At 73.6% G+C, this 24,121-nt stretch carries 16 protein-coding genes and 4 pseudogenes; 8 read left to right on the top strand and 12 right to left on the bottom strand.

Annotation, left to right across the window (positions count from 1 at the left end; all coding sequences use genetic code 11):
• Nucleotides 1-135: 135 nt before the first annotated feature.
• A pseudogene (locus tag AB0I73_RS34990) lies at nt 136-540 on the bottom strand (ABC transporter permease); the annotation flags it as partial.
• On the opposite strand from AB0I73_RS34990, the pseudogene AB0I73_RS34985 reads away from it, so the two are divergent.
• Together AB0I73_RS34985 and AB0I73_RS34980 are read left to right on the top strand one after the other, a co-directional pair.
• A pseudogene (locus AB0I73_RS34985) lies at nt 538-813 on the top strand (helix-turn-helix transcriptional regulator); the annotation flags it as partial. The pseudogenes AB0I73_RS34990 and AB0I73_RS34985 sit on opposite strands and share 3 nt — an antisense overlap.
• Nucleotides 814-940: 127 nt before the next feature.
• The gene (locus AB0I73_RS34980; protein WP_363044298.1) at nt 941-2,098 is read left to right on the top strand and encodes an ROK family protein; all 1,158 of its coding nucleotides are present in this window, start codon (nt 941-943) and stop codon (nt 2,096-2,098) included.
• Nucleotides 2,099-2,166: 68 nt separating this feature from the next.
• On the opposite strand, the gene AB0I73_RS34975 is transcribed toward AB0I73_RS34980, so the two are convergent.
• Together AB0I73_RS34975 and AB0I73_RS34970 are read right to left on the bottom strand one after the other, a co-directional pair.
• Nucleotides 2,167-2,928, bottom strand: a complete 762-nt coding sequence (locus AB0I73_RS34975) for a GntR family transcriptional regulator (RefSeq protein ID WP_363044296.1) — start codon at nt 2,926-2,928, stop codon at nt 2,167-2,169.
• A 183-nt stretch (nt 2,929-3,111) separates the two neighbouring features.
• Nucleotides 3,112-4,002: an RNA polymerase sigma-70 factor gene (locus tag AB0I73_RS34970; protein WP_363044294.1), complete on the bottom strand. Its 891-nt coding sequence runs from the start codon at nt 4,000-4,002 to the stop codon at nt 3,112-3,114.
• Nucleotides 4,003-4,182: 180 nt separating this feature from the next.
• Between AB0I73_RS34970 and AB0I73_RS34965 the strand changes: the two genes are divergently transcribed.
• A complete protein-coding gene (locus tag AB0I73_RS34965) occupies nt 4,183-5,013 on the top strand; it encodes an alpha/beta fold hydrolase (protein ID WP_363044292.1) in 831 nt (276 codons plus the stop codon).
• A 170-nt stretch (nt 5,014-5,183) separates the two neighbouring features.
• Nucleotides 5,184-6,467 carry a GNAT family N-acetyltransferase gene (locus AB0I73_RS34960; RefSeq protein WP_363044290.1) on the top strand — a complete coding sequence of 428 codons (1,284 nt, stop codon included), beginning with the start codon at nt 5,184-5,186 and terminating at the stop codon, nt 6,465-6,467.
• 122 nt (nt 6,468-6,589) lie between these two features.
• Here AB0I73_RS34960 and AB0I73_RS34955 read toward each other — a convergent pair whose 3' ends face one another.
• Nucleotides 6,590-7,816, bottom strand: a complete 1,227-nt coding sequence (locus AB0I73_RS34955; protein ID WP_363044288.1) for a PLP-dependent transferase — start codon at nt 7,814-7,816, stop codon at nt 6,590-6,592.
• Nucleotides 7,817-7,876: 60 nt separating this feature from the next.
• On the opposite strand from AB0I73_RS34955, the gene AB0I73_RS34950 reads away from it, so the two are divergent.
• Together AB0I73_RS34950 and AB0I73_RS34945 are read left to right on the top strand one after the other, a co-directional pair.
• Nucleotides 7,877-8,368 (top strand): Lrp/AsnC family transcriptional regulator, encoded by a 492-nt coding sequence (locus AB0I73_RS34950; RefSeq protein ID WP_363044286.1) that lies wholly within the window; start codon nt 7,877-7,879, stop codon nt 8,366-8,368.
• Between the two features lie 32 nt (nt 8,369-8,400).
• Nucleotides 8,401-10,089 (top strand): DUF885 domain-containing protein, encoded by a 1,689-nt coding sequence (locus tag AB0I73_RS34945; protein ID WP_363044284.1) that lies wholly within the window; start codon nt 8,401-8,403, stop codon nt 10,087-10,089.
• A gap of 9 nt (nt 10,090-10,098) precedes the next feature.
• Here AB0I73_RS34945 and AB0I73_RS34940 read toward each other — a convergent pair whose 3' ends face one another.
• The 4 genes and pseudogenes from AB0I73_RS34940 to AB0I73_RS34925 form a co-directional block, all read right to left on the bottom strand.
• Nucleotides 10,099-10,944 (bottom strand): SDR family oxidoreductase, encoded by an 846-nt coding sequence (locus tag AB0I73_RS34940; RefSeq protein ID WP_363044282.1) that lies wholly within the window; start codon nt 10,942-10,944, stop codon nt 10,099-10,101.
• Between the two features lie 56 nt (nt 10,945-11,000).
• Nucleotides 11,001-11,131, bottom strand: a pseudogene (locus tag AB0I73_RS34935) (hypothetical protein); the annotation flags it as partial.
• A gap of 45 nt (nt 11,132-11,176) precedes the next feature.
• Nucleotides 11,177-14,170, bottom strand: coding sequence for an SMC family ATPase (locus AB0I73_RS34930; RefSeq protein WP_363044280.1), 2,994 nt, complete (start codon nt 14,168-14,170; stop codon nt 11,177-11,179).
• On the bottom strand, nt 14,167-15,330 hold the full coding sequence (locus tag AB0I73_RS34925; protein ID WP_363044278.1) for an exonuclease SbcCD subunit D: 1,164 nt from the start codon (nt 15,328-15,330) through the stop codon (nt 14,167-14,169). Before AB0I73_RS34925 ends, AB0I73_RS34930 begins: the two co-directional genes overlap by 4 nt.
• 336 nt (nt 15,331-15,666) lie before the next feature.
• On the opposite strand from AB0I73_RS34925, the pseudogene AB0I73_RS34920 reads away from it, so the two are divergent.
• Nucleotides 15,667-15,884: pseudogene (locus AB0I73_RS34920) on the top strand (AAA family ATPase); the annotation flags it as partial.
• A gap of 217 nt (nt 15,885-16,101) precedes the next feature.
• Here the strand turns inward: AB0I73_RS34920 and AB0I73_RS34915 are convergent.
• The gene (locus tag AB0I73_RS34915; RefSeq protein WP_363044276.1) at nt 16,102-16,545 is read right to left on the bottom strand and encodes a universal stress protein; all 444 of its coding nucleotides are present in this window, start codon (nt 16,543-16,545) and stop codon (nt 16,102-16,104) included.
• An 880-nt stretch (nt 16,546-17,425) separates the two neighbouring features.
• Between AB0I73_RS34915 and AB0I73_RS34910 the strand changes: the two genes are divergently transcribed.
• Nucleotides 17,426-19,789, top strand: a complete 2,364-nt coding sequence (locus tag AB0I73_RS34910) for a heavy metal translocating P-type ATPase (RefSeq protein WP_363044274.1) — start codon at nt 17,426-17,428, stop codon at nt 19,787-19,789.
• A gap of 314 nt (nt 19,790-20,103) precedes the next feature.
• Here the strand turns inward: AB0I73_RS34910 and AB0I73_RS34905 are convergent, their stop codons facing one another.
• The 3 genes from AB0I73_RS34905 to AB0I73_RS34895 form a co-directional block, all read right to left on the bottom strand.
• Entirely contained in the window at nt 20,104-22,503 is a 2,400-nt protein-coding gene (locus tag AB0I73_RS34905; protein WP_363044302.1) for a glycosyl hydrolase family 65 protein, read from the bottom strand.
• A 57-nt stretch (nt 22,504-22,560) separates the two neighbouring features.
• Nucleotides 22,561-23,433, bottom strand: a complete 873-nt coding sequence (locus AB0I73_RS34900) for a universal stress protein (RefSeq protein WP_363044300.1) — start codon at nt 23,431-23,433, stop codon at nt 22,561-22,563.
• A gap of 281 nt (nt 23,434-23,714) precedes the next feature.
• Nucleotides 23,715-23,993, bottom strand: a complete 279-nt coding sequence (locus AB0I73_RS34895) for an SHOCT domain-containing protein (protein WP_363044272.1) — start codon at nt 23,991-23,993, stop codon at nt 23,715-23,717.
• Nucleotides 23,994-24,121: the final 128 nt, after the last annotated feature.

Genomic DNA, 24,121 nt, shown 5'->3' with positions numbered 1-24,121 from the left:
CCTACCAGGGGCTTCACTCATGTCTGACGCCGAGTCGCCATCCCGCCGTCCGGCATCATCACGCACCGCAACCGTCACGTTGCCGAGAAGGCTTCATTGCCCCTTTGACCCGTATCTCGGCGACACCCCCTGGAAGACCAGCTGTCCGGCCCGGTCGGGCAGGAAGTCGACGACGGGACCGGCCGCGTCGCCGATCACGAAGGACACGACGACGATGAACGGGATCAGCACGGACAGCGTGGCCACCCCGCTGCGCAGCAGGGTCGTGAGGCCCGCGGCGAACAGGGCCATCAGCATGAGGTAGACACCGCAGCCCACGACCCCGCGCACCTGTTCGCCCCCGGTGAGACCGTCCGCCAGGGAGCCCAGTCCCGCGCGTGCCGCGAGGAGCGCGGCGAGGGCGGTCAGCAGCCCGGCGACGAGCGCCGGTACGGCGATCGCCACCACCTTGGCGGCGAACCAGCGGCCGCGCTGCGGAACCGCCGCCAGCGAGACGCGCAGGGCGCCGTTCTGGAACTCCGCCGACACGGCCATGGTTCCTCGGTGCGCCGACTCGCGGCCGAGTACGGCGACGACGGCGGCAATCGCGCGGCGCGGGACGTGCTGGCGCGGGCGCGGCTGACCGAGCGCGAGGCGGAGGTGCTGCGGCTGATGGCCCGGGGGCTGTCGAACGCGGAGATCGCCGCCCGGCTGGTGGTGGGCACGGAGACGGTGAAGTCGCATGTGAGCGCCGTGCTGGCGAAGCTCGGGGCGCGCGACCGCACGCAGGCGGTGATCGCGGCGTACGAGTCGGAGTTCGTGGCGCCGGGATGAGCCGCCTCCCTGGGCGGGCCGGGGCGGCTGCCCGCGGGCGGACCGCGAGGTTCCGCCCGGAGGTCGCCGGGGTGTGCCGCACCGAGTACCATCCGGCCCACACGCGCACGAGCTGGGAGGACGGACGGTGAGTCGGCTGACCGGCGGGGATCCCTCGCTGTTGCGGAGGATCAACTCCGCGGTGGTGCTGCACGCGTTGCGGGCCACGGACTGCGCGACGCTGACCGAGGTCACCAGGGTGACGGGGTTGTCACGGCCCACCGTCGAGGGCGTCGTGGAGGGCCTGATCGAGGCGGGTCTCGTCGTGGAGGCGGCGGCCGAGGAGGGGGCGGCGCGGCGGCAGGGGCGGCCGGCCCGGAGGTTCCGGTTCCGGGCCGAGGCCGGGCATCTCCTGGGCCTGGAGATCGGGCCGCACCGGGTGGCCGCGCTGCTGGCCGATCTGGACGGCCGGGTGATCGGCGTCCAGGCCAAGGAGGTCGGTGAACGGGTCGACGCCGACGGGCGGTTGGAGCGGCTGCGCGCCGCCGTCGCCGAGTTGCTGCGCCGGGCCGGGGTGCCGCGCGACTCGCTGCGGGCCGTGGGCGTGGGGACGCCCGGGATCGTCGAGGCGGACGGCACGGTACGGCTGGGCACGGCGCTGCCCGGGTGGACGGGGCTGGGGCTGGGCGAGCGGCTGAGCCGGTCCTTCCCGTGCCCGGTGCTGGTCGAGAACGACGCCAACGCGGCGGTCGTGGCCGAACATTGGAAGGGCGTCGCCACCGGAACCGACGACGTGGTGTTCGTGCTGGCCGGGCTGAGTCCCGGCGCCGGTTCACTGATCGGGGGGCGGCTGCACCGGGGGTACGGCGGGGCGGCCGGCGAGATCGGGGCGCTGCATCTGCTGGGCCGCGGGGCGACCCCCGAGAAGTTGCTGTCCACCACGGACGAGCCGCTGCACCCGCTCGACGAGCAGGCGGTGGCCGAGGTCTTCGCCCAGGCCCGCGAGGGCGACAAGCGGGCCCGCGCGGCCATGGACCGCTTCATCCAGCGGCTGGTCCACGACGTGGCGGCGCTGGTGCTGGCCCTCGACCCGGAACTCGTCGTGATCGGCGGCTGGGCGGCGGGGCTGGACGGGGTCCTGGAGCCGCTGCGGCGTGAACTGGCCCGCTACTGCCTGCGTCCGCCGAAGGTCGCGCTGTCCCGTCTCGGGGAGGCGGCGGTGGCGACGGGCGCGGTGCGGCTCGCCCTGGACCATGTGGAAGAGCAACTCTTCGCCGTGGAAGGCACGGTGACGGCCCGCCGGTAGGCGGTGGCCGGGCGGTCCCGTCACCGGCCTCGCCCCGCCCGCACCCGGAACGCCCGGAAGCGCGGTGGTCAGGAAGCGCGGCGTTCGGGACCGTGGTCGATCTCCACTCCTCCGGAGTCGCCGAAGGTCAGCCGGCAGGTGTCCGCGCGGTAGGTGGCCACGGAGAGCGCGGAGACCCGGCCCCGGGCGATGAAGCGGGTGGTGACGACGAGGACGGGCGCGCCCGGCAGCCGGTCCAGCTCCCTGGCCTCGTCCGCGCGGGCGGAGCCGAGCTCCACCGCGTTCTCGTGCCGCTCCAGCTCCAGGTGGCGCAGTTCCCGCAGTACGGCACGCGCGCGTGCCGCACCGGACGGGGCGTCGATGGCGGAGAGGCCGGGCACCGAGACCGCCGGGACGTACAGCAGTTCGGTGGCGACGGGCCGGCCCCGGGACACCCGGGACCGCCGAACGGTGTGCACGGGCTCGTCCCGGCCGGTCACCAGGGCCTCGCTGACGGCCGCGGGCGGCACCTCGAGTGCGCAGTCCAGGGTCTGCCAGGCGTCGTCGGGCCCGCCCGGCCAGGCGTGCTGCGCCGTACCGACGGCCACACCCATGCGCGGCGGGGCGACGGTGGTGCCCACACCGCGGCGGCGCTCCAGCCTGCCTTCCAGTTCCAGCTGCTCCAGTGCCTGGCGCAGGGTGGCGCGGGCCACGCCGAAGCGGGCGGCGAGGTCGCGCTCGTTGGGCAGGATCTCGCCCACGGAGAACTCCGAGTCCAGCGCCTCGCTGAGCACGGTCCTGAGGTGCCAGTACTTCGGTTCCGGCACCGTGTCCAACTGCGTGGTCCCCACCCTGTCCTCCGCGATCGTCAGGTCCGGTGGCGTTTTCGCGCCCTTGTTTATTAAAGGTTGTTTCACTTATCTGCGACCATATGGTGGCCTCCACCCTTGGTCAATACCAATCGGACATGACGAGGGGGCCCACGCCGGATGACGCGGGCTCCGTCGCCGGGTGACCGAACCCCTACCGAACCCCTACCGGGCCGCCACCAGCGAACGCAGCTTGTCGGGGTTGCGGATGACGTAGATCGCCCGGACGTGCCCGTCGGCGACGTCCAGCTGGACGACGGAGTCGGGCGCGCCGCCGACGAGGAGCAGCGCCGCGGGACCTCCGTTGAGTTCCAGGAAGCGGGCCGAGAAGTCGCCCCGGAGGCTCTTGCGGGCGACGCCGAGCACGAAGCGGCCCACCTTGTCGGCGGTCTCCAGGACGCGCAGCGCGGCGGAGACCTTGCCGCCGCTGTCGCTGACGAGACGCACGTCGGGGGCGAGCAGTTCCAGGAGTCCCTCCAGATCACCGCCGCCGGCCGCCGCCAGGAACCGCTCGGTCAGTTCGCGGCGCCGGGCGGGGTCGACCTCGTAGCGCGGACGCCGGTCCTCGACGTGCCTGCGGGCCCGCACGGCGAGCTGACGCACCGCCGGTTCGCCGCGGTCGAGCATGGCGGCGATGTCGGCGTAGGGGTAGCCGAACGCCTCGCGCAGGACGAACACCGCGCGCTCCAGCGGGGACAGGGACTCCATGACGACCAGGACGGCGAGCGAGACCGAGTCGGCGAGCACCGCCTGTTCGGCGGTGTCCGGGGCGGTGTCGCCGAAGTCGGTGGCATACGGCTCGGGCAGCCACGGGCCGACGTACGTCTCGCCCCGCGCCTTGATCTGACGCAGCCGGTCGATGGCCAGGCGGGTGGTGACACGTACCAGGTAGGCGCGCGGCTCGCGGACATCGGCCCGGCCCCCGCCCGCCCAGCGCAGCCACGCCTCCTGAACCACGTCCTCGGCGTCGGCCACCCGGCCGAGCATGCGGTAGGCCACCCCCTGGAGGACGGGACGGTGCTCTTCGAAGGCATCGGTCACGGTGTCGGTGCTCACCTCCCCATCCCAACCGACCTGTACGGCCCGTGTCCAGGCGGATTCGGGCGCCTCGCGGAGCCGGAGCCCGGAACCGGGCCCGGGGGCTACCCGCCGGTAGTAATTGCTGACAAGCTGTCTACGACGTTCAGGCGGCGTCAGACGGCGTCCCACCGCGAGTCCCAGACGAGGAGCACCTTCATGTCCGCGACCGTCTCGTTCGAGGTCACCTCTCCGCACGGCCCGCAGACCGTGACCCTCTCCTACGCGCGCGTGGGCCGCGGCGAACCGCTGCTCCTGCTGCACGGCATCGGTCACCACCGTCAGGCCTGGGACCCGGTCGTGGACATCCTCGCCACCGAGCGCGAGGTGATCGCCGTGGACCTGCCCGGCTTCGGCGCCTCCCCGGCGCTGCCGGACGGCCTCGCCCACGACCTGCCCACCATGAACGCCGCCCTGGGCGCCCTGTGCGAGGAGCTGGGGCTCGACCGGCCGCATGTCGCGGGCAACTCGCTCGGCGGGCTTCTGGCGCTGGAGCTCGGCCGCCAGAACCTCGTACGGTCCGTCACCGCGCTGTCCCCCGCCGGGTTCTGGACGCAGGCCGAGCGGCGCTACGCCTTCGGCGTACTGATCGGGATGCGGCGCGTCGCGGAGCGGATGCCGCTGCCGCTGGTCGAGCGGCTCGCCCGCTCGGCGGCCGGGCGAGCGGTGCTGACCAGCACCGTCTACGCCCGTCCGGGACGCCGTTCGCCCGAGGCGGTGGTCGCCGAGACGCTCGCGCTGGCCGGTGCCACCGGCTTCACCGAGACGCTCCGGGCGGGCACCGCGGTGCGGTTCACCGACGATGTGCCCGGCGTCCCGGTCACCGTCGCCTGGGGCGTCCGCGACCGGCTGCTCATCCCCCGCCAGGGGGTCCGCGCCAAGCGGGTGATTCCCCGGGCGCGGCTGATCCGGCTGCCCGGCTGCGGCCACGTCCCCATGAACGACGACCCGGCACTGGTCGCCCGCGTCCTCCTCGACGGCAGCCGCTGAACGGCGCGGCGGGGAGTTCCAGGACGACACCGTGCTCCCCACCGGACAACTGCGGTCGGGACCGATCGATCCGCGAAGCGACAAGGGGGCGATAAGCCCCATAAGAACTCTTTACTCATCAGTCACGGCGTGTTGGCGGCCGCGAAACACGATTCCTTCACAGTGGCCGCATGAGCCGAGACATGTCCGACGTGACGCACACCCGGCACGGCCGTCCCGCGCAGGGACAGCCGGAGGGGGGACCGACCACACGCTTCACGGCGGCGTTCCACAGTTGGTGGGCACGCCGCCACGGTCACGCCCCGCCGGCACCCGATGCCGACGGGGTCTCGGAAAACCGGCCGCCGAAGAGCGCCCTGTGGCGGATGCGGACGACGGTACGTGACGAACCGGGCGCGCTGGCCGCCCTGTGCACGGCGCTGGCCGAGCACAGGGTCGACATCCTGAGCCTGCAGACGCACCCGCTGGGCGAGGCCACGGTCGACGAGTTCCTGCTGCGCGCCCCGGCCGACCTGACCGCCACCGGTCTCACGACGGCGGTGACGGGCGCCGGGGGCACGGACACCTGGACCGAGCGGGCCGACGCCCACGATCTGGTGGACGCCCCGACCCGGATGCTGGAACTCGCCGCGCGCACGGCCCTGGACGGCGCGGAACTTCCGCTGGCACTACGGCAGTTGCTGGGGCGGTGCACGATCCGTTCACTGCCTGCCGCCCCGGGCGGCGGACGGTCGGCGCCGGAGGGCGTCCCGGTGGAGGGGACCCTGGAGGACACCGTGATGCGACTGCGCGCCCCGGAGGGCGGCGTGCTCACCGTGGAGCGACCGCATCTGCCCTTCACGCCCACCGAGTTCGCCCGAGCACGGGCCCTGGTGGAGCTGGACGCCCGGCTCGGCCCCCGGGTCCCGCGCGGCCAGGACGTCCTCACCCTCCCCGAGGGCAGCGACATCACCGTGGGCCGGGCGGACACCGGCGACCTGGAGGCGGCGCGGGCGATGCACGAGCGGTGCTCGCCCGAGACCCTGCGCCGGCGGTATCACGGACCGGTCGGCGACGCGGACCGCTACCTGAATCACCTGCTCGGTCCCCGCTTCGGCCGTACGCTCGCCGTACGGACCGCCTCCGGCCGCATCGTCGGCCTCGGTCACCTGCTGTGGGACGGCGACGAGACCGAGGTGGCACTGCTCGTCGAGGACGCCTGGCAGCGCCGGGGCCTCGGCACCGAGCTCCTGACCCGGCTGGTGTCGATGGCCACCGAGGCGGGGTGCGCCCATGTCTACGCCGTGACGCAGGCGTCCAACACCGGGATGGTCGCCGCGATGCGCGGGCTGGGCCTGCCCCTCGACTACCAGGTCGAGGAGAGCACCCTCGTCGTCACCGCGCGCCTGGACCCGGCACGGGCCCGCCACGCGCAGGAGGAGCGGGAGCACGGCTCACGGACCGGCCGCCGGTAGTGGACCACCGCACCACCGGCCCCGTGACGCGGGACGCCTGACGTGGGACACCTGGGGCGGGACAAAACGGTCCGGCGGTGTCCGCCGGACCGTTCGGCATCCGCGCGGGGCACAGCCCGCGCTCAGTTCTGAGCGGGCACCCCCGGCCGGCCGGCCGTCCCACGCGTGCGGATGTCCTCCGGTACCCCGGCCCGCTCCCCCAGCGCACCGTTCAGGTCCGCCCACAGGTCCTCGACGTCCTCCAGGCCGACCGACAGCCGCAGCAGCCGGTCGCTCACTCCCGCGTCCCTGCGGTCGTCGGCGTCGACGATGCGGTGGCTGATGGACGCCGGGTGCTGGATGAGGGTGTCCACGCTGCCGAGGCTCACCGCCGGGGTGATGAGCCGTACCCCGCCGATCACCTCGTGCGGGTCCCCCTGCACCTCGAAGGAGACCATCGCCCCGCCGATGCGCGGGTAGTGCACACGGGCCACGCGCGGATCGGCGGCGAGCCGACGGGCGAGTTCGGCGGCGTTGGCCGACGCGGCCCGGACGCGTACCGGAAGCGTCGACAGGCCCCGCAGCAGCAGATAGCCCGCCAGCGGATGCAGCACGCCACCGGTCGCGAACCGTATCTGCCGCAGCCGTCCCGCGAACTCCTCGTCGCAGGCCACCACGCCGGCCAGTACGTCGCCGTGCCCGCCGAGGTACTTGGTGGCGCTGTGCAGCACCAGCCGCGCCCCGTGCCCGGCCGGGCGCTGGAGGACCGGGGTGGCGAAGGTGTTGTCGACGAGCAGCGGCACCGAGCCGCAGGCGTGGGCGACGGCCCGCAGATCGACCTCGGCGAGGGTCGGGTTGGCCGGCGACTCCACCAGGACCAGACCGGTGTCCGGGCGCAGCGCGTCGGCGACCCCGGCCGGGTCGGTCCACGTCACCTCGGAGCCGAGCAACCCGGCGGTCAGCAGGTGGTCGCTGCACCCGTACAGGGGGCGTACGGCGACGACGTGGCGCAGGCCCATGGAGCCGCGCACCAGCAGGACGGCGCTGAGCGCGGCCATGCCGCTGGCGAACGCGACCGCGGCCTCGGTGCCCTCCAGGCGGGCCAGGGCGGTCTCGAAGCGGGCGACGGTCGGGTTGCCGAGCCGCCCGTAGACGGGCGGGCCGTCCGGTTCCGCGCCGGTGGCGGCGAAGGAGTCGATGCGGGCGGCCTCACCGCGGCTGTCGTACGAGGGGTAGGTGGTGGACAGGTCGATCGGCGGGGCGTGCAGTCCCTGCCGGGCGAGGTCGTCCCGGCCGGCGTGCACGGCCTCGGTGGCGAGTGCTCTCGTGCTGCTGCGCGTGTCCGCGCGTACGTCCTTGTCCCAGTCCATGGACCGAAGGGTGAACACAGGAGGGGCTGTCGGCGGTGATCCCCGTGCTACGTTCGGCCCATGGCTGAATCCGTCGTACTGGATCCGGTGGACCTGCGTCTGCTGGGGTTGCTGCAGAACGACGCCCGGACGACGTACCGGGACCTCGCCGCGCAGGTCGGGGTCGCGCCGTCGACCTGCCTGGACCGGGTGACCCGGCTGCGGCGCTCCGGCGTGATCCTCGGGCACCGGCTGAAACTGGACCCGGCCAAGCTGGGGCGGGGACTTCAGGCGCTGCTGTCGGTGCAGGTCAGGCCGCACCGGCGGGAGCTGGTGGGACCGTTCGTGGAGCGGATCAGGGCACTGCCGGAGTCGCTGACCGTCTTCCATCTGACCGGACCGGACGACTATCTGATCCATGTCGCGGTCGCGGACATGACGGATCTGCAGCGGCTGGTGCTGGACGGGTTCACGTCGCGGCGGGAGGTCGCGCGCGTGGAGACCCGGCTGATCTTCCAGCAGTGGGACTGCGGTCCGTTGCTGCCGCCTTCGCCCTCGGCTCAAACCGGGTGACGGGCGGCGGGCCGCGTACCAGGATGGTCCGCATGTCACAGACCAACAGCCCACTGCCCCGCGAGGTCGCCGACGCCTACGTCGACGAGCTCATCGCCCTCGACCCGGTCACCGGTACGTATCTCGGCGTGCAGGAGAGTTCCAGCCGTCTGCCCGACCTCTCGCCCGCGGGCCAGGCTGCGCTCGCGGAACTCCAGCGGGCCACGCTCGCCCGGCTCGACGAGGCCGAGTCCCGGCCCGGCGCGGACAGCGGCATCGAGCGCCGCTGCGCCCGGCTGCTGCGGGAGCGGCTCACCGCGGAGATCGCCGTGTACGAGGCCGACGAGGGGCTGCGTTCGGTCGGCAACCTGGGCACGGTGGCCCACTCGGTGCGCGAGGTGTTCACCGTGACACCGACGGAGACCGAGGAGGACTGGGCGGCGGTCGCCGAGCGACTGCGCGCGGTGCCGGCCGCGCTGGCGGGCTACCGGGAGTCCCTCGCACTCGGCCTGGAGCGCAAGCTGTACGCGGCTCCGCGTCCGACCGCCGCGTTCGTCGGGCAGCTCACCGAGTGGGCGGACACCGGCGAGGGCCGCGGCTGGTTCGAGGACTTCGCCGCGGCGGGGCCCGACGCGCTGCGCGCCGAGCTGGACGAGGCGGCCCGCGCCGCGACCGCGGCCGTGGTGGAGCTGCGGGACTGGATGCGCGACGTGTACGCGCCGGCGATCGAGGGCGCCCCGGAGACCGTGGGCAGGGAGCGGTACGCCCGCTGGGCCCGGTACTTCAACGGCACCGACCTCGACCTGGACGAGGCGTACGCCTACGGCTGGGCCGAGTACCACCGGCTGCTCGGCGAGATGAGGAAGGAGGCCGAGAAGATCCTGCCGGGTGCCGAGACGCCGTGGGTGGCGCTCGCGCACCTCGACGAGCACGGTCGTCACATCGAGGGCGTCGACGAGGTCCGCGAGTGGCTGCAGGGCCTGATGGACCGGGCGATCGAGTCCCTGGACGGCACCCACTTCGAACTCGCCGAGCGGGTACGGAAGGTGGAGTCGCGGATCGCCCCGCCGGGCAGCGCGGCGGCACCGTACTACACGCCTCCGTCGGAGGACTTCTCGCGGCCGGGCCGCACCTGGCTGCCGACCATGGGACTGACCCGTTTCCCGGTCTACGACCTGGTGTCGACCTGGTACCACGAGGGCGTCCCCGGCCACCACCTCCAGCTGGCGCAGTGGGCGCACGTGGCCGAGGACCTGTCCCGCTACCAGGCCTCCGTGGGCATGGTGAGCGCCAACGCCGAGGGCTGGGCGCTGTACGCGGAGCGGCTGATGGACGAGCTCGGGTTCCTCGCGGACGCGGAGGAGCGGCTGGGTTACCTGGACGCGCAGATGATGCGGGCCGCCCGGGTCATCGTGGACATCGGCATGCACCTGGAGCTCGAGATCCCGGCTGACTCGCCGTTCCACCCGGGTGAGCGCTGGACGCCGGAGCTGGCCGAGGAGTTCTTCGGGGCGCACAGCAGCCGTCCCGCGGACTTCGTGGAGAGCGAGCTGACCCGCTATCTGACGATTCCCGGCCAGGCCATCGGATACAAGCTCGGCGAGCGGGCCTGGCTGCTCGGCCGGGAGAACGCCCGCAAGCGGCACGGCGACGCCTTCGACCCCAAGGCGTGGCACATGGCGGCGCTGTCCCAGGGCTCGCTGGGCCTGGACGACCTGGTGGACGAACTGTCGGCGCTGTGAGCCGGGCCGTCAACGCCGAAAGCCGCCCTCTGAGTCGATGACCTGCCCCGTGACCCAGCCCGCCTCATCCGTGGCCAGCCACGCGATGAGGCGGGCGGGGTCGTCGGGCATCCCCCACCGCCCGCCGGGGAAGCGTGCGGCGACGGCCTCGTAGGCGTCGCCGGTCAGGTAGTCCGTGTCCACCGGACCGGGGTTGACGGTGTTGACCGTGACGGCGTGCTCGGCGAGCGTGGTCGCCAGGGAGCGGGTGATCGAGGCGAGCGCGCCCTTCTGCAGGGCATAGGCGATCTCACCGGGCATGCCGCCGGCGATGTCCTGCCCGGAGGTCATCATCACCACGCGTCCGCCCGGCGTGCGCGGTGGCAGGGCGGCCCGGTGCCGGGCGTGGGCCTGGACGAGCAGCAGCACCGAGCGGGCGTCGACGGCCCAGTGCGCGTCGAGCATGGCGGCGTCGACGGTGTCGAGGTCGCCGTCGGAGCCGCTGAGAGCGTGGTTGGCGACGAGGATGTCCAGCCGTCCGCCGAGTGCGTCGGTGACCCGGTCGAGGAGTTCGGCGGGCACGGCCGGGTCAAAGAGATCGCCCGGTCCGGCGGCCACCCGCGCCGAGGGGTCGCCGAGGGCCTCCCGTACGGAGGCGATCACGTCCTCGGTGCGGTCGGCGCCCCAGGGCATGGCGGCGTCGTGCGGGACGTGATGGTGGAGGTAGACGCTCGCTCCGTGGGCGGCGAGACGGCGGGCGACCGCGTGTCCGATGCCGCCGCTTCGGCTGGACCCGGTGACCAGGGCGGTCCGGCCGCGCAGGGGCAGTGGGTCACGGCGGAGGGCTTCGGGGGCGGGGTGCGGGAGCTTGGGCATGATCGCCCATGATGAGGGGCGCAGGCGGTCGGCGCACGTGGATATCCCTGCCGGGTCAGGGCCGTGGAGTCGCCCACCGGGAGGAGTCGACGGGGCCGTCCGCCCCGCGGGCCCGGTCGTGGTCGGAGGCTGTCTCCTCGCCGTCGGCGCCCGTCCGGAACGGCAGCACCGTCTCCGGCACCGCCATGAGGGGGCCGCCGCCCGATTCCACCGGTGTGCCCACGGGTTCGGCTCAGGTGACGCCGTGCTGCCGCAGCGTCGAGCCCGACCGGCCCTTCACCACTTCGAGTTGGGCGTGGACCCGGCGGCGCAGGTCGGCGACATGGCTGACGATGCCCACGCTGCGGTCACGTTCGCGCAGGGAGTCCAGGACGTCCAGGACCTCGTCGAGCGTCTGGTCGTCGAGGCTGCCGAAGCCCTCGTCGATGAAGAGGGTGTCCAGCCGGACCCCGCCGGCCTCGTCGGTGACGACGTCGGCGAGTCCGAGCGCGAGGGCGAGCGAGGCGAAGAAGGTCTCGCCGCCCGAGAGGGTCGCGGTGTCCCGCTCCCGGCCGGTCCACGCGTCCACGACATGCAGTCCGAGGCCGCTGCGCCCGCGTCCGGTGCGGTCGTCGGAGTGCACCAGGGTGTAGCGGCCGGAGGACATGCGGTGCAGCCGGGCGGTCGCCGCGGCGGCGACCTGCTCCAGGCGGGCGGCCAGGACGTAGGACTCCAGGCGCATCCTGCGTTCGTTGTCGGCCGAGGTGCCCGCGGTGAGGCCTGCCAGGCGGGCCACCCGGTCGTACTCCTCGCGCAGCGGCGCCAGTCGGCGCGCCGAGGCGGTGGCCCGCGCGGAGAGCCGGTCGAGTTCGGCGCAGCGGCGGGCGGCGGCATCGCGTGCGGAGGCCGCCTCGCGCGTCCTGCGGTCCGCGTCCTCGGCGGTGCGCTGTGCGGCGGTGAGGTCGGCGGGGGGCTGCTGGGCGGCGGCCGCGGTGCCCGGCTCGGCGAGCACCGCGCGTACGGCGGCCTCCTCCTGCTGCCAGGCCTCCAGCCGGTCCCGCAGTTCGCGGTGGGCGGTCGCGTCGAGAAGTGCCTCGGCCGCCGCCCGCGGGGTGGCGAAGCCGGCCCGGAAGGCGGCGTCGGCGAGCCGGCCGTCGGCCTCCTTGAGCCGCTGTGCGGTGCCTTCGGCGACGCGGGCGGCGTCGGCGGCGTCGGTGAACTGTGCGGCGCGGCGCTCCAGTTGCGCGGCGCGCGCGGCCACGCTGTCCGCGTCGCTCCGCGCCTGCGTCAACTCCTTCTCCAGCGCGGCCTGTTCATGGTCCAGCCGCTCCCGGTGGCCCGCCCGGGCAGCGGTCCGGACCGCCGCCTCCCGCTGGGCGGCGACGCGTCGTTCACGTTCCTGTTCCGCCTGGCGCAGCTGTTCCTGGGCGGAGTGCAGAACGGAGGCGGCATCCCGGGCCTGCACGTACCGCCGTTCCAACTCCTCCACTTCTTGGGCGAGGTGAGCGGTCGACGTGTCCCCCGCCTCCGCTCCGGCGGCGGCCAGCGCCTCACGTACGGCGCCGAGGCGGCCTTCCTGGTCGGTCCGGTGCTCCTCGGCGCTCTGGTGGGCGGCCAGGGCCCGCTCCTCCGCCTCGCGGTCGACATGGCCTGCGACCTTGCGGGCGGGGGCGGGGTGTTCGGTGGCCCCGCAGACGGCGCAGGGGGCGCCGTCGGTGAGGCCCGCGGCGAGTTCGGCGGCGATGCCGGCCAGCCGCTGTTCCTTGAGGTCGAGCCAGTGCTGTTTGGCCTCGAGTGCCCGTTCCCTGGCCGCGCGGGCCTGTTCGGCGGCGTTCCTGGCGTCCTCGGCCAGCTGGTCCCGCAGCCGTGCGGCGGTCAACCGCTTGTGCGCGGGGTCGCGTTGCACGGCGAGCTCACCGGCCCGGGTCGCGGCCTCCTGTGCGGACTCGACACGGGCCTGGAGGCCGGTGCGGGTCTCCTCCCAGCCGGTGAGCCACGCCTCGGACTCGTCGAGCACGTCGTCGTCGGCACGCTCCTGGCGGTCCAGGTCGGCCCGCTCCTCGAGGAGTTCCGTGAGCCGCCGCTCGGCGCGGCGGGCCGACTCCAGCCCGCCCAGCTCCTCCGTGGTCCGGCGTGCGGCGGCCGCGAGCCCGGCCGCACCCGCGTCCCTGAGGGCCGGGGGCAGCAGGGCGCGGGCACTCGCCTCGGCGTCGGCCGCCCGCCGGTGTTCGGCGTCGGCGGAGTCCCGCAGTTCCAGGGCTGGGGCGACCGTCTCGGCCTTCCGGGACCGGTCCAGGCGCGACTGCGCCTCCTGCCGGGCGTCGGCCCGCTCCGCCAGCCGTGCCGCGCGCTGCCGTGCCTCGGCGAACCGCCGCTGCAGCCGGTCCCGTTCGCGTACGTCGTCCAGTGACCGGTCGGCGGCGGCCTGGGCGGACTCGGCCGCGGCGAGGCGGCAGTGGGCGACGGTGAGCTGTTCGCGGGCGGTGCTGCGGGCCACGGCGGCCGCGCTCAACACGCTTTCGGCCAGCCCCGGTTCGCCCGGCACGAGGTCTGCCGACTCCATGGCCCCGCCCGCGGCCTGCTGCATCCGGTGCGCGTCGGCGAGCAGTTCGGCGTCGCCGTCCCGCACCCGGGACTCGGTGGCACGGCGGCGTTCGGCCAGGTGCTTCTCCATGTCGGCGAAACGGCGGGTGTCGAAGAGCCGGCCGAGCAGTTTGCCGCGCGCCTCCGCGTCGGCGCGCAGGAAACGCGCGAAGTCGCCCTGGGGCAGCAGGACGACCTGGCAGAACTGCTCCCGGCTCATGCCGAGGAGCTGGGTGATCTCCTCGCCGATCTCCTGGTGGGAGCGGCTGAGGTCCTTCCAGGACCGGCTCGCCGGATCGTATGCGCGCAGCCGGCTCTGCGCCTTGTCGAGTGTCGTGCCGGTGCCGCGCTTCTTCGGACGCTGCCAGGGCGGCTGCCGGGTGACTTCCAGCCGACGGCCGGCGACGGTGAGTTCGAGGGTGACCCCCGTGCGGGTGGCGGGGGCGGCGTGGTCGCTGCGCAGCGTCATGCCCTGCCCGCTCTGCCGGGCCCCGGGGACGGAGCCGTACAGCGCGTAGCAGACGGCGTCGAGTATCGAGGTCTTGCCGGCACCGGTGGGGCCGTGCAGCAGGAAGAGGCCCGCGGTGGAGAGTTCGTCGAAGTCGACGGTCAGTGAGCCGCCGAAGGGGCCGAAGGCGGTGATGTCGAGCCGGTGCAACCTCACCGCGCCACCTCGTTCACGGCCTCGGCGGCGCGGACCGCGTCGACGGTGTCCCACAGGACGACCCGCTCGTGCTCGTCGGGGCCGGTGCCGCGCACATGGGCGACGAAGTCTTCGGCGATCTGCTGGTCGTCGCGGCCGGCGAGGCGCCGGGCGTAGGACACCGCCGGATCGTCGGGCGCGCGTTCGGGTTCGAAGACGAGGCTCAGGATGTGCGGGAAGCGTTCGGTGAGCCGGGCCATGGGGTCGGCGGGGCGGGCCGGGTCGGTGAGCGTGGCCTCGACCCACGCATCCCGGTGCCGCGCGAGGGCGGGGTCGGCGAGCAGTTCCTCCAGGGTGCCGCGGATCCGGGCGAGGGCACGCGGCACCGGGCAGTCGAGCCGCTCGGCGGTGACCGTTCCGTCGGCGGCCAGGTCGACGAGCCACATGCTCTTGCGGTGATCCGCCTCCGAGAAGGAGTAGGGCAGCGGAGAGCCGGAGTAGCGCACCCGCTCGGTGATGGTCTGGCAGCCGTGCAGATGGCCGAGCGCCACGTAGTCGACACCGTCGAACACTCCGGCGGGCACGGCGGCGACCCCGCCGACGGTGATGTCCCGCTCACTGTCGCTCGGTGCGCCGCCGGTGACGAAGGCATGCGCGAGGACCACGGACCGGGTGCCGCGCGGGCGGGCGGCGAGGTCGGCGCGGACCCGGTCCATGGCGGCCGCGAGCACTGCCCCGTGGCCTGCCTTCTCCACTCCGAACTCGTCCTTGACCAGCGCCGGTTCCAGATAGGGCAGCCCGTAGAAGGCGACCTCCCCGTGCGCGTCGGACAGCATCACGGGGGTGCCGCTCGTCGAGGGGTCGGTCCGCAGGTGGATGCCCGCGCGCCCGATGAGTCCGGCACCGACGCCGAGACGGCGGGCCGAGTCGTGGTTCCCGGAGATCATCACGGTCGGCACACCGAGGCCGGCGAGGCGGTGCAGGGCGTCGTCGAACAGCTCCACCGCGGCGAGCGGCGGCACCGCACGGTCGTACACGTCTCCCGACACGACCACCGCGTCGACGGCGTGCTCGCGCACGGTCGTCACCAGGTGGCCGATGAACTCGGCCTGGGCACCGAGCATGCCGACCCGGTGGAACGACCGGCCGAGGTGCCAGTCGGAAGTGTGCAGAATTTTCATGAAATCACTCTGACCTGCACGTTTCCTCCTGACGGCTTCAAGAACCAGCACCAACCGGCACGGGCTCCCGGTCAGCAACCACCACGCTAACGCCTATGTGTCGCCGATCCACCCTGGGTTACGGTTCACGCCCACTCCCCAGCAGAAAATTGCCGCACATGTCCATAGCGATATTGATTGACGATTCCTCAGGTATGGCTCGGAAGGCCCACGAATGAGCTGCCCAGAGGTGCGCGGAGGAGGCGTGACAGCTTACGGGTGGTCGCTGCGTACGCTTCCCGGCACGGGCGACGTGGGCGGGCTGCGCGAGCGCAAGAAGCGACAGCGGCGACGCAGCCGCTCGTACTGCCGGGCGGTTCCCACCGTCGGCGCGCACCCGCCGACGAACTGGAGCAGATCGTCCGGGACGTGCGCACCGGGAACCCCCCTATGCCGTGGGACGCGAACGCGTCCGTACCCGCATCGTCCGCGCCGTTCAGCAACAGGCCGAGCGCCGCGGCGCCCCCCTCACCAACGCCTGGGTACAGAGGGTCTCCCGGGCACGCCCGGTCACTCTTCTGCGATCTCCTGGGCGCCGCCGCGGCGTGGGCCGTGCGCGGCGTTGTCCGGCCAGTCGGGCAGGTCGGCAGCGTAGGCCCGGCCCCGGGGTGCGGTCGCTCCCCGGCGACGAGTTGCCGCTCGTGTCCCCGAAGCGGCCGGGCAGGAGATCCACGCGGGTTCCGGCGCCCCGGGGCCCCGCACCGCCCCGGGCCACAGGTCCCTGCTTCGGGGTCACTGCTTCTCGGAGCGCACGATCACCACCGGGCAGCTCGCATGCTGGGACACGTGCTGGCTGACGGAGCCGAGCAGGGCGCGCGCGAATCCGCCCCTGCCCCGGCTTCCGACGACCAGGACCTCGGCTCCTTCGGCGGCCCGCAGCAGGACCTCGGCGGGATTGCCGTGCACCACATGGGTCCGGACCGAGTCGGCCGTGTCCGCGCCGAGCACGTCGGTCAGCTCCCGGCCCATCTTCTGCCGGGTCTCGTCCTCGTCGACGTCCACGTCCACGGCGGGCGCCGACCAGCCGTACAGGCCCGGCAGCTCCCACACCGCGACCGCGTCCACGGTGCCGCCGACGAGACCGGCGTAGCGCACGGCCCAGCGTAGCGCCTCGTACGAGGACGGCGACCCGTCGACACCGACCACCACCCGACGTTCGGAGGTGTCCTTGTCCATGCGTCCCACCTCTCCTTCGGCGTACCCGCCCACCGGGCCGGTACGCCCCTGCCCTCCACGCTGCGGGAGCCCTCGCCACACTGCCAGAGATGCGCACCCGGCGGCATGACGGACGGCGGTGCGCCGTCCGTGCGCAAAGCGAGCCACCCAGCCGGATGCCACGCCCTCACGCATTCAGCCAAGGGCCGGCGGGTCGGAGCATGTCGCGACGTGCCCCCTGCTGTTCGGGCACGACCGCGACCGGGCACTGCGTTCGTCACGGGCCTCCTCCAGCGGATGCTGAGGGCCGCAGCCGGGTGCGGTCGTGTTCAGGGCTTGGTGGGAGGGCCGGTGTACCGGACGACCAGCGCTCCCCGTGGGCCGACCGCTCACCGAGGATCTTCCGGGGTCCGGGTGCGGCTGGGGTGAGGGTGTGCTTGTGGTGCTGGTCGAGGGCGCCCTCCAGGAAGTCTCCGGCTCGAGGGCGGAGATCGAGCAGAGCGATGCCCCGCGGTGTTCACGGTGTACGACGGCGGGTAGTACCTGCGGCACCCGCGGCGGTCGGCCTGCCGCCGCCCAGGCCCTGACCAGGCAGGTACAGGAGCCGGACGGGGAAGTGCGCTCCTCACCCGGGTTGCTCACCTCACCCGCGCGTACTCGCCATCGCCCGGTCCGGCCGGCTACGCGCTGCACTCCTGGATTCCCGACGGGGAGCACCGTGACGGGCCCTGGGCGTGGCGGGCCGGGGCCGGGCGAGGAACATGAGGGCCATGCGGCCCTGGATCCGCCCGACGAATCGTCGGATCCTGGACGCGAGGCGAGGAAAGTACTCACGCGGCCGGGCGGGTGGCATCGTTCCCGGCTGCTCCCCGCCGCGAACCCGCCGACGGTGAGGACTGCCATGAGTCACGTCAACCGCGCCGACCACTCCCGGCGGGCCGGCGCGGAGAAGTCGGGACCCGGACTTGCCTCGGCACAGACGGCGACGTCCTGGCTCGAACCCGCTCTCCTGGCCGTCACGGCCTCGGCGCTGACGGCGGGGGGCATTCTCTGGCTGCTGGGCGACACCGACGCCGCCGACCTGTGCTGGGCGCTGGGCACGGCTTCCGCCGTCGCCCCCGCGGTCGGCTGGGTGCTGGTCGCGCTGCGGCGCGGTCACGCCGGCGTGGACCTCATCGCGGTCCTGGCACTCGGCGGCACCCTGGCCGTCGGCGAGTATCTCGCCGGGGCACTGATCGCGCTGATGCTGGCCACCGGCCGCGCGCTGGAGGCCGCCGCCCAGCGGCGTGCCTCCCACGACCTGCGTGCGCTGCTCGCGCACGCGCCCCGCACCGCCCGCCGGCGCACCGGCACCGAGGTCCGCCCGGTCCCCCTCGCAGAGGTCGCCGTGGGGGACCTGCTCGTCGTCGGCGCGGGCGAGGTCGTTCCGGTCGACGGGCAGGTGGTGGGCCCGGCGGCCGTCCTCGACGAGTCGGTGCTCACGGGCGAGTCGGCGCCGGTGGAGCGGGTGCCCGGGCAGACCGTGCGCAGCGGAGTCGTCAACGCGGGCGGAGCCTTCGAAGTGCGGGCCACGGCGACCGAGCAGGACAGTACCTACGCCGGGATCGTGCGGCTGGCCCGGCAGGCGGGCGCGGAGGCGGCCCCCGTCGTCCGCCTGGCCGACCGCTACGCAGCATGGTTCCTGCCCCTCTCGGTGGCGGTCGCAGGGCTGGCCTGGCTGTTCAGCGGCTCCGCGGTGCGGGCCGTCGCCGTGCTGGTGGTCGCCACCCCCTGCCCGCTGCTGCTCGCCGCCCCGGTGGCGATCGTCTCCGGGCTGTCCCGGGCGTCCCGGCTGGGTGTGGTGGTCCGGGACGGAGGCGCCCTGGAGCGCCTGGGACGGGCCCGGACGCTGCTGCTCGACAAGACCGGCACCCTCACCGGCGGTCACCCACGCGTTCTCGACGTGACCGCGGGCCCCGGCTGGAAACCCGCCGAGGTGCTGCGGCTGGCGGCCGGCGTCGACCAGTACTCACCACACGTCCTGGCCCACGCCATCGTCGAAGCGGCCCGTGAGCGCGGGCTGGAGCCGTCGGTGGCGACGGACGTGTCGGAGGAGGCCGGCCGGGGCGCGCACGGCGTGGTCGAGGGCCACAGGACGACCGTCGGCCGCCTGGAGCCCGGTACGCCGGTCCCGGACTGGGCGCGGGCGGCGGAGAACCGGGCACTGTTGGACGGCGCCGCTGTCGCCTGGCTCACCGTCGACGACGGGCCCGTGGGGGCCGTCCTGCTGCGCGATCCGCTGCGGCACGACGCGCCGCGGACCCTGCGGCGGCTGCGTACGGCAGGCATCCGGCGGATCGTGATGCTCACCGGCGACCGGCCCGAGCCCGCCCGCGAGCTCGCCGCCGTCCTCGGACTCGACGACGTACGGGCCGAACTGACCCCGGCGGACAAGGTGACCGAGGTCCGCGCGGAACGCCGACACGCCGTCACCGTCATGGTCGGCGACGGTGTGAACGACGCGCCCGCGCTCGCCGCCGCGGACGTCGGCGTGGCGATGGGGGCACGGGGCTCCACCGCATCCTCCGAGGCCGCGGACATCGTCCTCACCACCGACCGCGTGGACCGGCTGGCCGACGCCACGTCGATCGCCGTACGGGCGCGCCGCATCGCCGTGCAGAGCGCCCTCGGCGGCATGCTGCTGTCCCTGGCGGCCATGGCCGCGGCCGCCATGGGACTGCTGCCGCCGGCGGTCGGCGCCCTGCTGCAGGAGGGAATCGACGTGGCGGTCATCCTCAACGCGCTGCGTGCCCTGCACGTGGGCCAAGGGGCCCGGCCCGCCCTGGAACCCGCCGCCGAGGCCCTGATCCACCGCTTCGCGGCCGAGCACGAGGACCTGCAGGACGTGTTGCAGGCCGTGCGCGACGCGGCGGCCAGGCTCTCGGCTCCCGGCCAGGACGCGCAGGCCCTGGAGTCGGTGCGCGAGGTGAACCGACTGCTCACCGAGCGGCTGCTGCCGCACGAGTACGCCGAGGAGCACCAGCTCTATCCGGCTCTCGAACCCACACTCGGCGGCCCCGAGACGACGGCGACCATGAGCCGCGCCCACGCCGAGATCGAACGGCTCTCCGGGCGGGTGGCCACCCACGTGGCACTCGCCGAAGCGCAGGGCGCACTGAAGTCCGAGCAGCTCGAGGACCTGCGCGCCTGCCTGTACGGTCTGCACACCGTGCTGCGGCTGCACTTCACGCAGGAGGAGGAGAACTACTTCTCCCTGGCTCCCTGATCGGTACGCCTTTCCCACGAAGGAGCGTTCGCGCTGTCCCTGACCGTGGGCATGGCCCCCGGTCGACCCATGAGCCGGCCTCGGCCGGTCAGTGGTGGGCGGGCGGACACTGATCAGCAGTTCCTGTTACCGGCCCGGCGGGATGTCCGTGTCGGTCCACGGTGTGGGACTCCGTACCCACGGTGCCCATCCCTCGGTCGGCGTCGTCGGCGTCGCGTCCATCCAAGTCCGCCGCGCCCCTGCCGCCCGGCCGGCGGCTTGGACTCCGGCGGGCTCATGACGGCACCTCGAGCTTCTCCCGTCGGCGACGCCGATCAGCTCGTCGGCAGCTGGAGTGTGCAGGTCTCTCCGGGAGCGATGGTGACGGCCCGGTCCGCCAGGACCACGCGGACCGGCGATTCCTCCGAGTCCGGTACGCCGAGCTCCAGCTGCCCGCTGTGGCGCCGCAGGCTGACGCCCCAGTGCCCGCGGTAGCGCAGGGAGAACCCGTACTCGGACAGCGCCGGAAGCGGCACCGGGTCGAGCCACAGGGCGTCCTCGCGGGTCTCCAGTCCCGTCAGTCCGCGCTGGACGAGGTCGAGGGTCCCCGCCATGGCGCCGAGGTGGATGCCTTCGCCGGTCGTGCCGCCCTGGAGGTCGGCGACGTCCGACTCGAGGGCCTCATGGAAGTACTGCCATGCCTCCGCCCGTCTGACCCGGACGAGGACCCAGCCGTGGACGAGTTCGCTGAGGGTGGAGCCGTGACTGGTGCGCCGGAGGTAGTAGTCGACGGTCCTGCGCCAGATCGCGTCGTCCATCGCGTACCCCAGCCGCCGGAACAACCGCTGCAGTTCCGTGGGCGAGAAGAGGTAGCCGAGCATGAGGACGTCGGCCTGCTTGGAGGCCTTGTAGCGGTTGACCGAGTCGCCCTCGGCCTCGAGGATCCGGTCCAGTCTGCGGATGCTGTCGTACCGCGCGCGGTAGCCGTCCCAGTCCAGTTCGGCGAGGTCGCCGTAGCCCTCGAACTGGCTGATGACGCCCTGGTGGTACGGCACCCGCAACCGCCGGGACACCTCCTCCCATCTCAAGAGCTCGTCACGGTCCAGGCACACGTGCTCGAACAGCTCCTCCCGGCCCCACGCGGGAAGCCGCCGTACGAGGTCCAGGGCGCGGGTGATGACCCAGGCGGCGGTGACATTGGTGTACGTGTTGTCGTCCAGGCCGGGCCGGGAGGCGCCCGGGTAACCGTCGTGGTACTCGTCGGGGCCGACCACCCCACGGATGCGGTAACGGCCCGACTCCGGGTCGTGGACCGCCGTGTCCGCCCAGAAGCGGGCGATCTGCAGCAGCATCTCCGCGCCCTTGGTGTGCAGGAACTCCGTGTCGCCGCTGGCCTCGCAGTACTGCCACACGTTGTAGGCGATCGCCGAGCCGACGTGGTGCTGGAGCCGGGAGTGATCCGGTAGCCACCGGCCCGAACGGGGGTTGAGGTGCAGTTGCTGGGTCTCCTCACGGCCGTCGCTGCCGGACTGCCACGGGTACATCGCCCCGGCCCGGCCGGCCGCGGCCGCCGCGCGACAGGCCTGCGGCAGACGCCGGTGGCGGTAGGTCAGCAGTGCCCGGGAGACCTCCGGGAAGTGCAGGTTCAGATACGGCATCACGAACAGCTCGTCCCAGAAGACGTGCCCCCGGTAGGCCTCGCCGTGCAGCCCCCGGGCAGGCACCCCCACGTCCAGGTCCGCGGTGTGCGGCGACAGCGTCTGCAGCACGTGGAACAGGTGCAGGCGCAGGATGTGGCCTGCCTCGCCGGGCACCCGGATCTCCGCGCGCCGCCACAGCCGCTCCCATGCGGCGACGTGGGATTCCAGGAGCGTGGAGAAGTCCGGGGCGCCGGCCACGCGGTCGACGGCCGCCTCGAGCGGGTCGGCGATCGCCGTGTCGCGGGAGGTGTGCAGCGCCACGGTCTTCTCGACCTCGACGGGCCGGCACGGAGCGATCGGGATCACCAGGCGGTGGACCGCGCGGCGCCGGTCGGGACGCAGCTGTGAGGAGGACGAGGGCGGCTCCACGACGACGCTCCGGGCGGCCATGGCGATCCCGATGTCCGAAGCGCTGGTCCGGCAGCGCAGCCACACCGTTCCGGGCTCCTGCACTCCGGTCCGTACGCGGGCCAGGTGGTGCCGGTTGAGAGACCGGTAACGGTGGACGTTGGCGTTGATCACATCGCCGTCGAGGGCGGACTCGACCTCGACATCCCCCGACCAGTCCTCGGCGGTGAGCACCGTCCGCAGCGCCGCCAGATGCGGGTCCCCCATGTGCACCAGGCGGATCTGTTCCACCCGGAGCGTTCCTGCGGCGTCGTCCCGGTAGCGCGAGGTGCGGATGAGCACGGCCCGGCGCAGGTCCAGGACCTGCCGGTGGTCGAGCAGGGCTGTGGAGTCCGGGATGAGCCACGGCCCCCATGCCCCTCCCTGGCAACGCAGACGGAAGCGCAGCAGCAGCCAGTTCGGAAGGTTGACCATGTCCTCGTTGACCACCTGGCGCCCCGCCACGGTCGACTCGAGGCGGTTGTAACACCCGGCCGCGTAGGTCCCCGGGCAGTGCACCAGGCCCGCCCTGCACTCGGGCGCCGCGCCACGGGTGGCGAAGTAGCCGTTGCCGAGCGTGCAGAGCGATTCCCGCAACCGCTCGGCGGCAGGGTCGTATCCCTCGTACTCCCACGTCCACTCCGACATCAACCGCCCTCGCATCTCTCCTTGCCGGATCGTGCAGGAGCGCGACGCCCCTTGGGCTCAGCCCCGTTGCGGAACGATGGCGACCGGGCACTCGGCGTGGTGCAGCAAGGTGTGGGCGGCCCTGCCGAGTTGGAGACCGAAGTGGCCGTGCCTCCGCAGGGCTCCGACGACGATCAGGTCGGCCTCGGCCGATGCCTCCAGAAGGGCCTTGTGGGCGGGGCCCTCAACCGGTCGGCGGCGTACGTCGACGTCCGGGTGCTCCCGTACCGCTTCGCGCAACGCCTCGGCAAGGCCGGCCGACGCCCGTTCCTCGGGCGCGGGCATGCCGTCGTCCACGTTCCGGGGGGTCGCGTGCTCAGGAGCCGGACTGCGCCAGGCCCGCACGGCTTCCAGGGCTGAGCCGCGCACCTCGGCCTCGCGGAAGGCGAACCGCACCGCACCCGGACCGTGGGGCAGGCCGCCCACCCCGACCACCACCCGTCCGAAGGCCCCCTGCCGGTTCCGTTCCCCGCCACGGACCACGATGACCGGGCACATCGCGCGAGCGGCCACCGCGAGACCGACCGACCCCAGCATCAGCCCGGCCAACTCGCCGCGCCCGCGTGAGCCCATGACCAGGGACCACGCCTCGTTTCCGGCTGCCAGCAGCGCCGACACGGGGTCGTCGGGGAGCACGTCGCTCGACACCTTGACCTCCGGGCGGCGCTGCCGGGCGCGTTCGGCTCCGGAGGCGGCGATGTGTTGGGCAAGGACGGCTTCGGCGGGACGCTCACGTCCGAAGGACGGGACGCTGCCTTCGTACCGCTCCCACAGCGAGGCATGGACCAACCGTAGAGGCAGCCCGTGCCGCGCCGCTTCCTCCACCGCCCAGTCCACCGCCGCGAGGCTGGAATCCGAACCGTCGACCCCTACCACCAGTGGGAGTTCCATGGTCACCACCGCCTTCCTGTCCTGCCGCTCACGAGACTCCCTGCACATACCGTCGCACCGCCTACGGCCCGCCGCGACCTCCGAACCCGGCTCCCAAGGGCTCGTCCGCGCCTCGCACGCGCACGACGTCGTCGCGGGCGGGGTCCACGTCCAGTGCCCTGGCGGGCGGTCCGTCCATGACGATGTCGACCCACCACAGCGGGGGCACGGCCGAGACGTGCTCTGACGACGAGCACGGACAGGTACCGCCCTTTCCGCAGAAGTCGGCCGGTCCAGAGGAATCAGGGCGAGTGCCCGCCCGAAGGCGGGGCGTCCCCTCGGAGGACGGCCAGCCGGCGCCGGTACTCGTCCTCGTCGATCTCCCCGCGGGCGAACCTCTCAGCGAGGACCTGTTCCGCGGCGGGGCGGTCCACGGGCGGGTGCGGAGGACCGGGAGCCCGGCCGAGGGCCCGGACGACGAGCACCCCGACGGTGATCAGCAGCGCCCAGACCAGGACCGCGCCCAGCGACATGGCGAACCAGCCCCAGCCGTTCATGCCGTGGCCGTTCCAGTACGTCATCACGGACCACTTCCTCCCGGCGTGCCGTCAGTCGTGCGGCACGATCGCCACCGGACAGCCGACGCGGTGGATCACGGCATGGGTGACCGGGCCGGTGCGCGGCATCCCCCGGCGGCCGGTGAGCCGGT

The sequence above is a fragment of the Streptomyces sp. NPDC050388 genome, from assembly GCF_040655635.1.
Lineage (GTDB): Bacteria > Actinomycetota > Actinomycetes > Streptomycetales > Streptomycetaceae > Streptomyces.
This window is presented reverse-complemented; position numbering and strand designations above follow the sequence as displayed.

Coding starts and splice junctions, on each gene's coding strand:
- AB0I73_RS34905 (WP_363044302.1), bottom strand. CDS start 22,503: ATGTCGGAGTGGACGTGGGAGTACGAGGGATACGACCCTGCCGCCGAG.
- AB0I73_RS34900 (WP_363044300.1), bottom strand. CDS start 23,433: ATGGAACTCCCACTGGTGGTAGGGGTCGACGGTTCGGATTCCAGCCTC.
- AB0I73_RS34925 (WP_363044278.1), bottom strand. CDS start 15,330: ATGAAAATTCTGCACACTTCCGACTGGCACCTCGGCCGGTCGTTCCAC.
- AB0I73_RS34955 (WP_363044288.1), bottom strand. CDS start 7,816: ATGGACTGGGACAAGGACGTACGCGCGGACACGCGCAGCAGCACGAGA.
- AB0I73_RS34965 (WP_363044292.1), top strand. CDS start 4,183: ATGTCCGCGACCGTCTCGTTCGAGGTCACCTCTCCGCACGGCCCGCAG.
- AB0I73_RS34895 (WP_363044272.1), bottom strand. CDS start 23,993: ATGACGTACTGGAACGGCCACGGCATGAACGGCTGGGGCTGGTTCGCC.
- AB0I73_RS34910 (WP_363044274.1), top strand. CDS start 17,426: ATGAGTCACGTCAACCGCGCCGACCACTCCCGGCGGGCCGGCGCGGAG.
- AB0I73_RS34960 (WP_363044290.1), top strand. CDS start 5,184: ATGAGCCGAGACATGTCCGACGTGACGCACACCCGGCACGGCCGTCCC.
- AB0I73_RS34945 (WP_363044284.1), top strand. CDS start 8,401: ATGTCACAGACCAACAGCCCACTGCCCCGCGAGGTCGCCGACGCCTAC.
- AB0I73_RS34950 (WP_363044286.1), top strand. CDS start 7,877: ATGGCTGAATCCGTCGTACTGGATCCGGTGGACCTGCGTCTGCTGGGG.
- AB0I73_RS34940 (WP_363044282.1), bottom strand. CDS start 10,944: ATGCCCAAGCTCCCGCACCCCGCCCCCGAAGCCCTCCGCCGTGACCCA.
- AB0I73_RS34915 (WP_363044276.1), bottom strand. CDS start 16,545: ATGGACAAGGACACCTCCGAACGTCGGGTGGTGGTCGGTGTCGACGGG.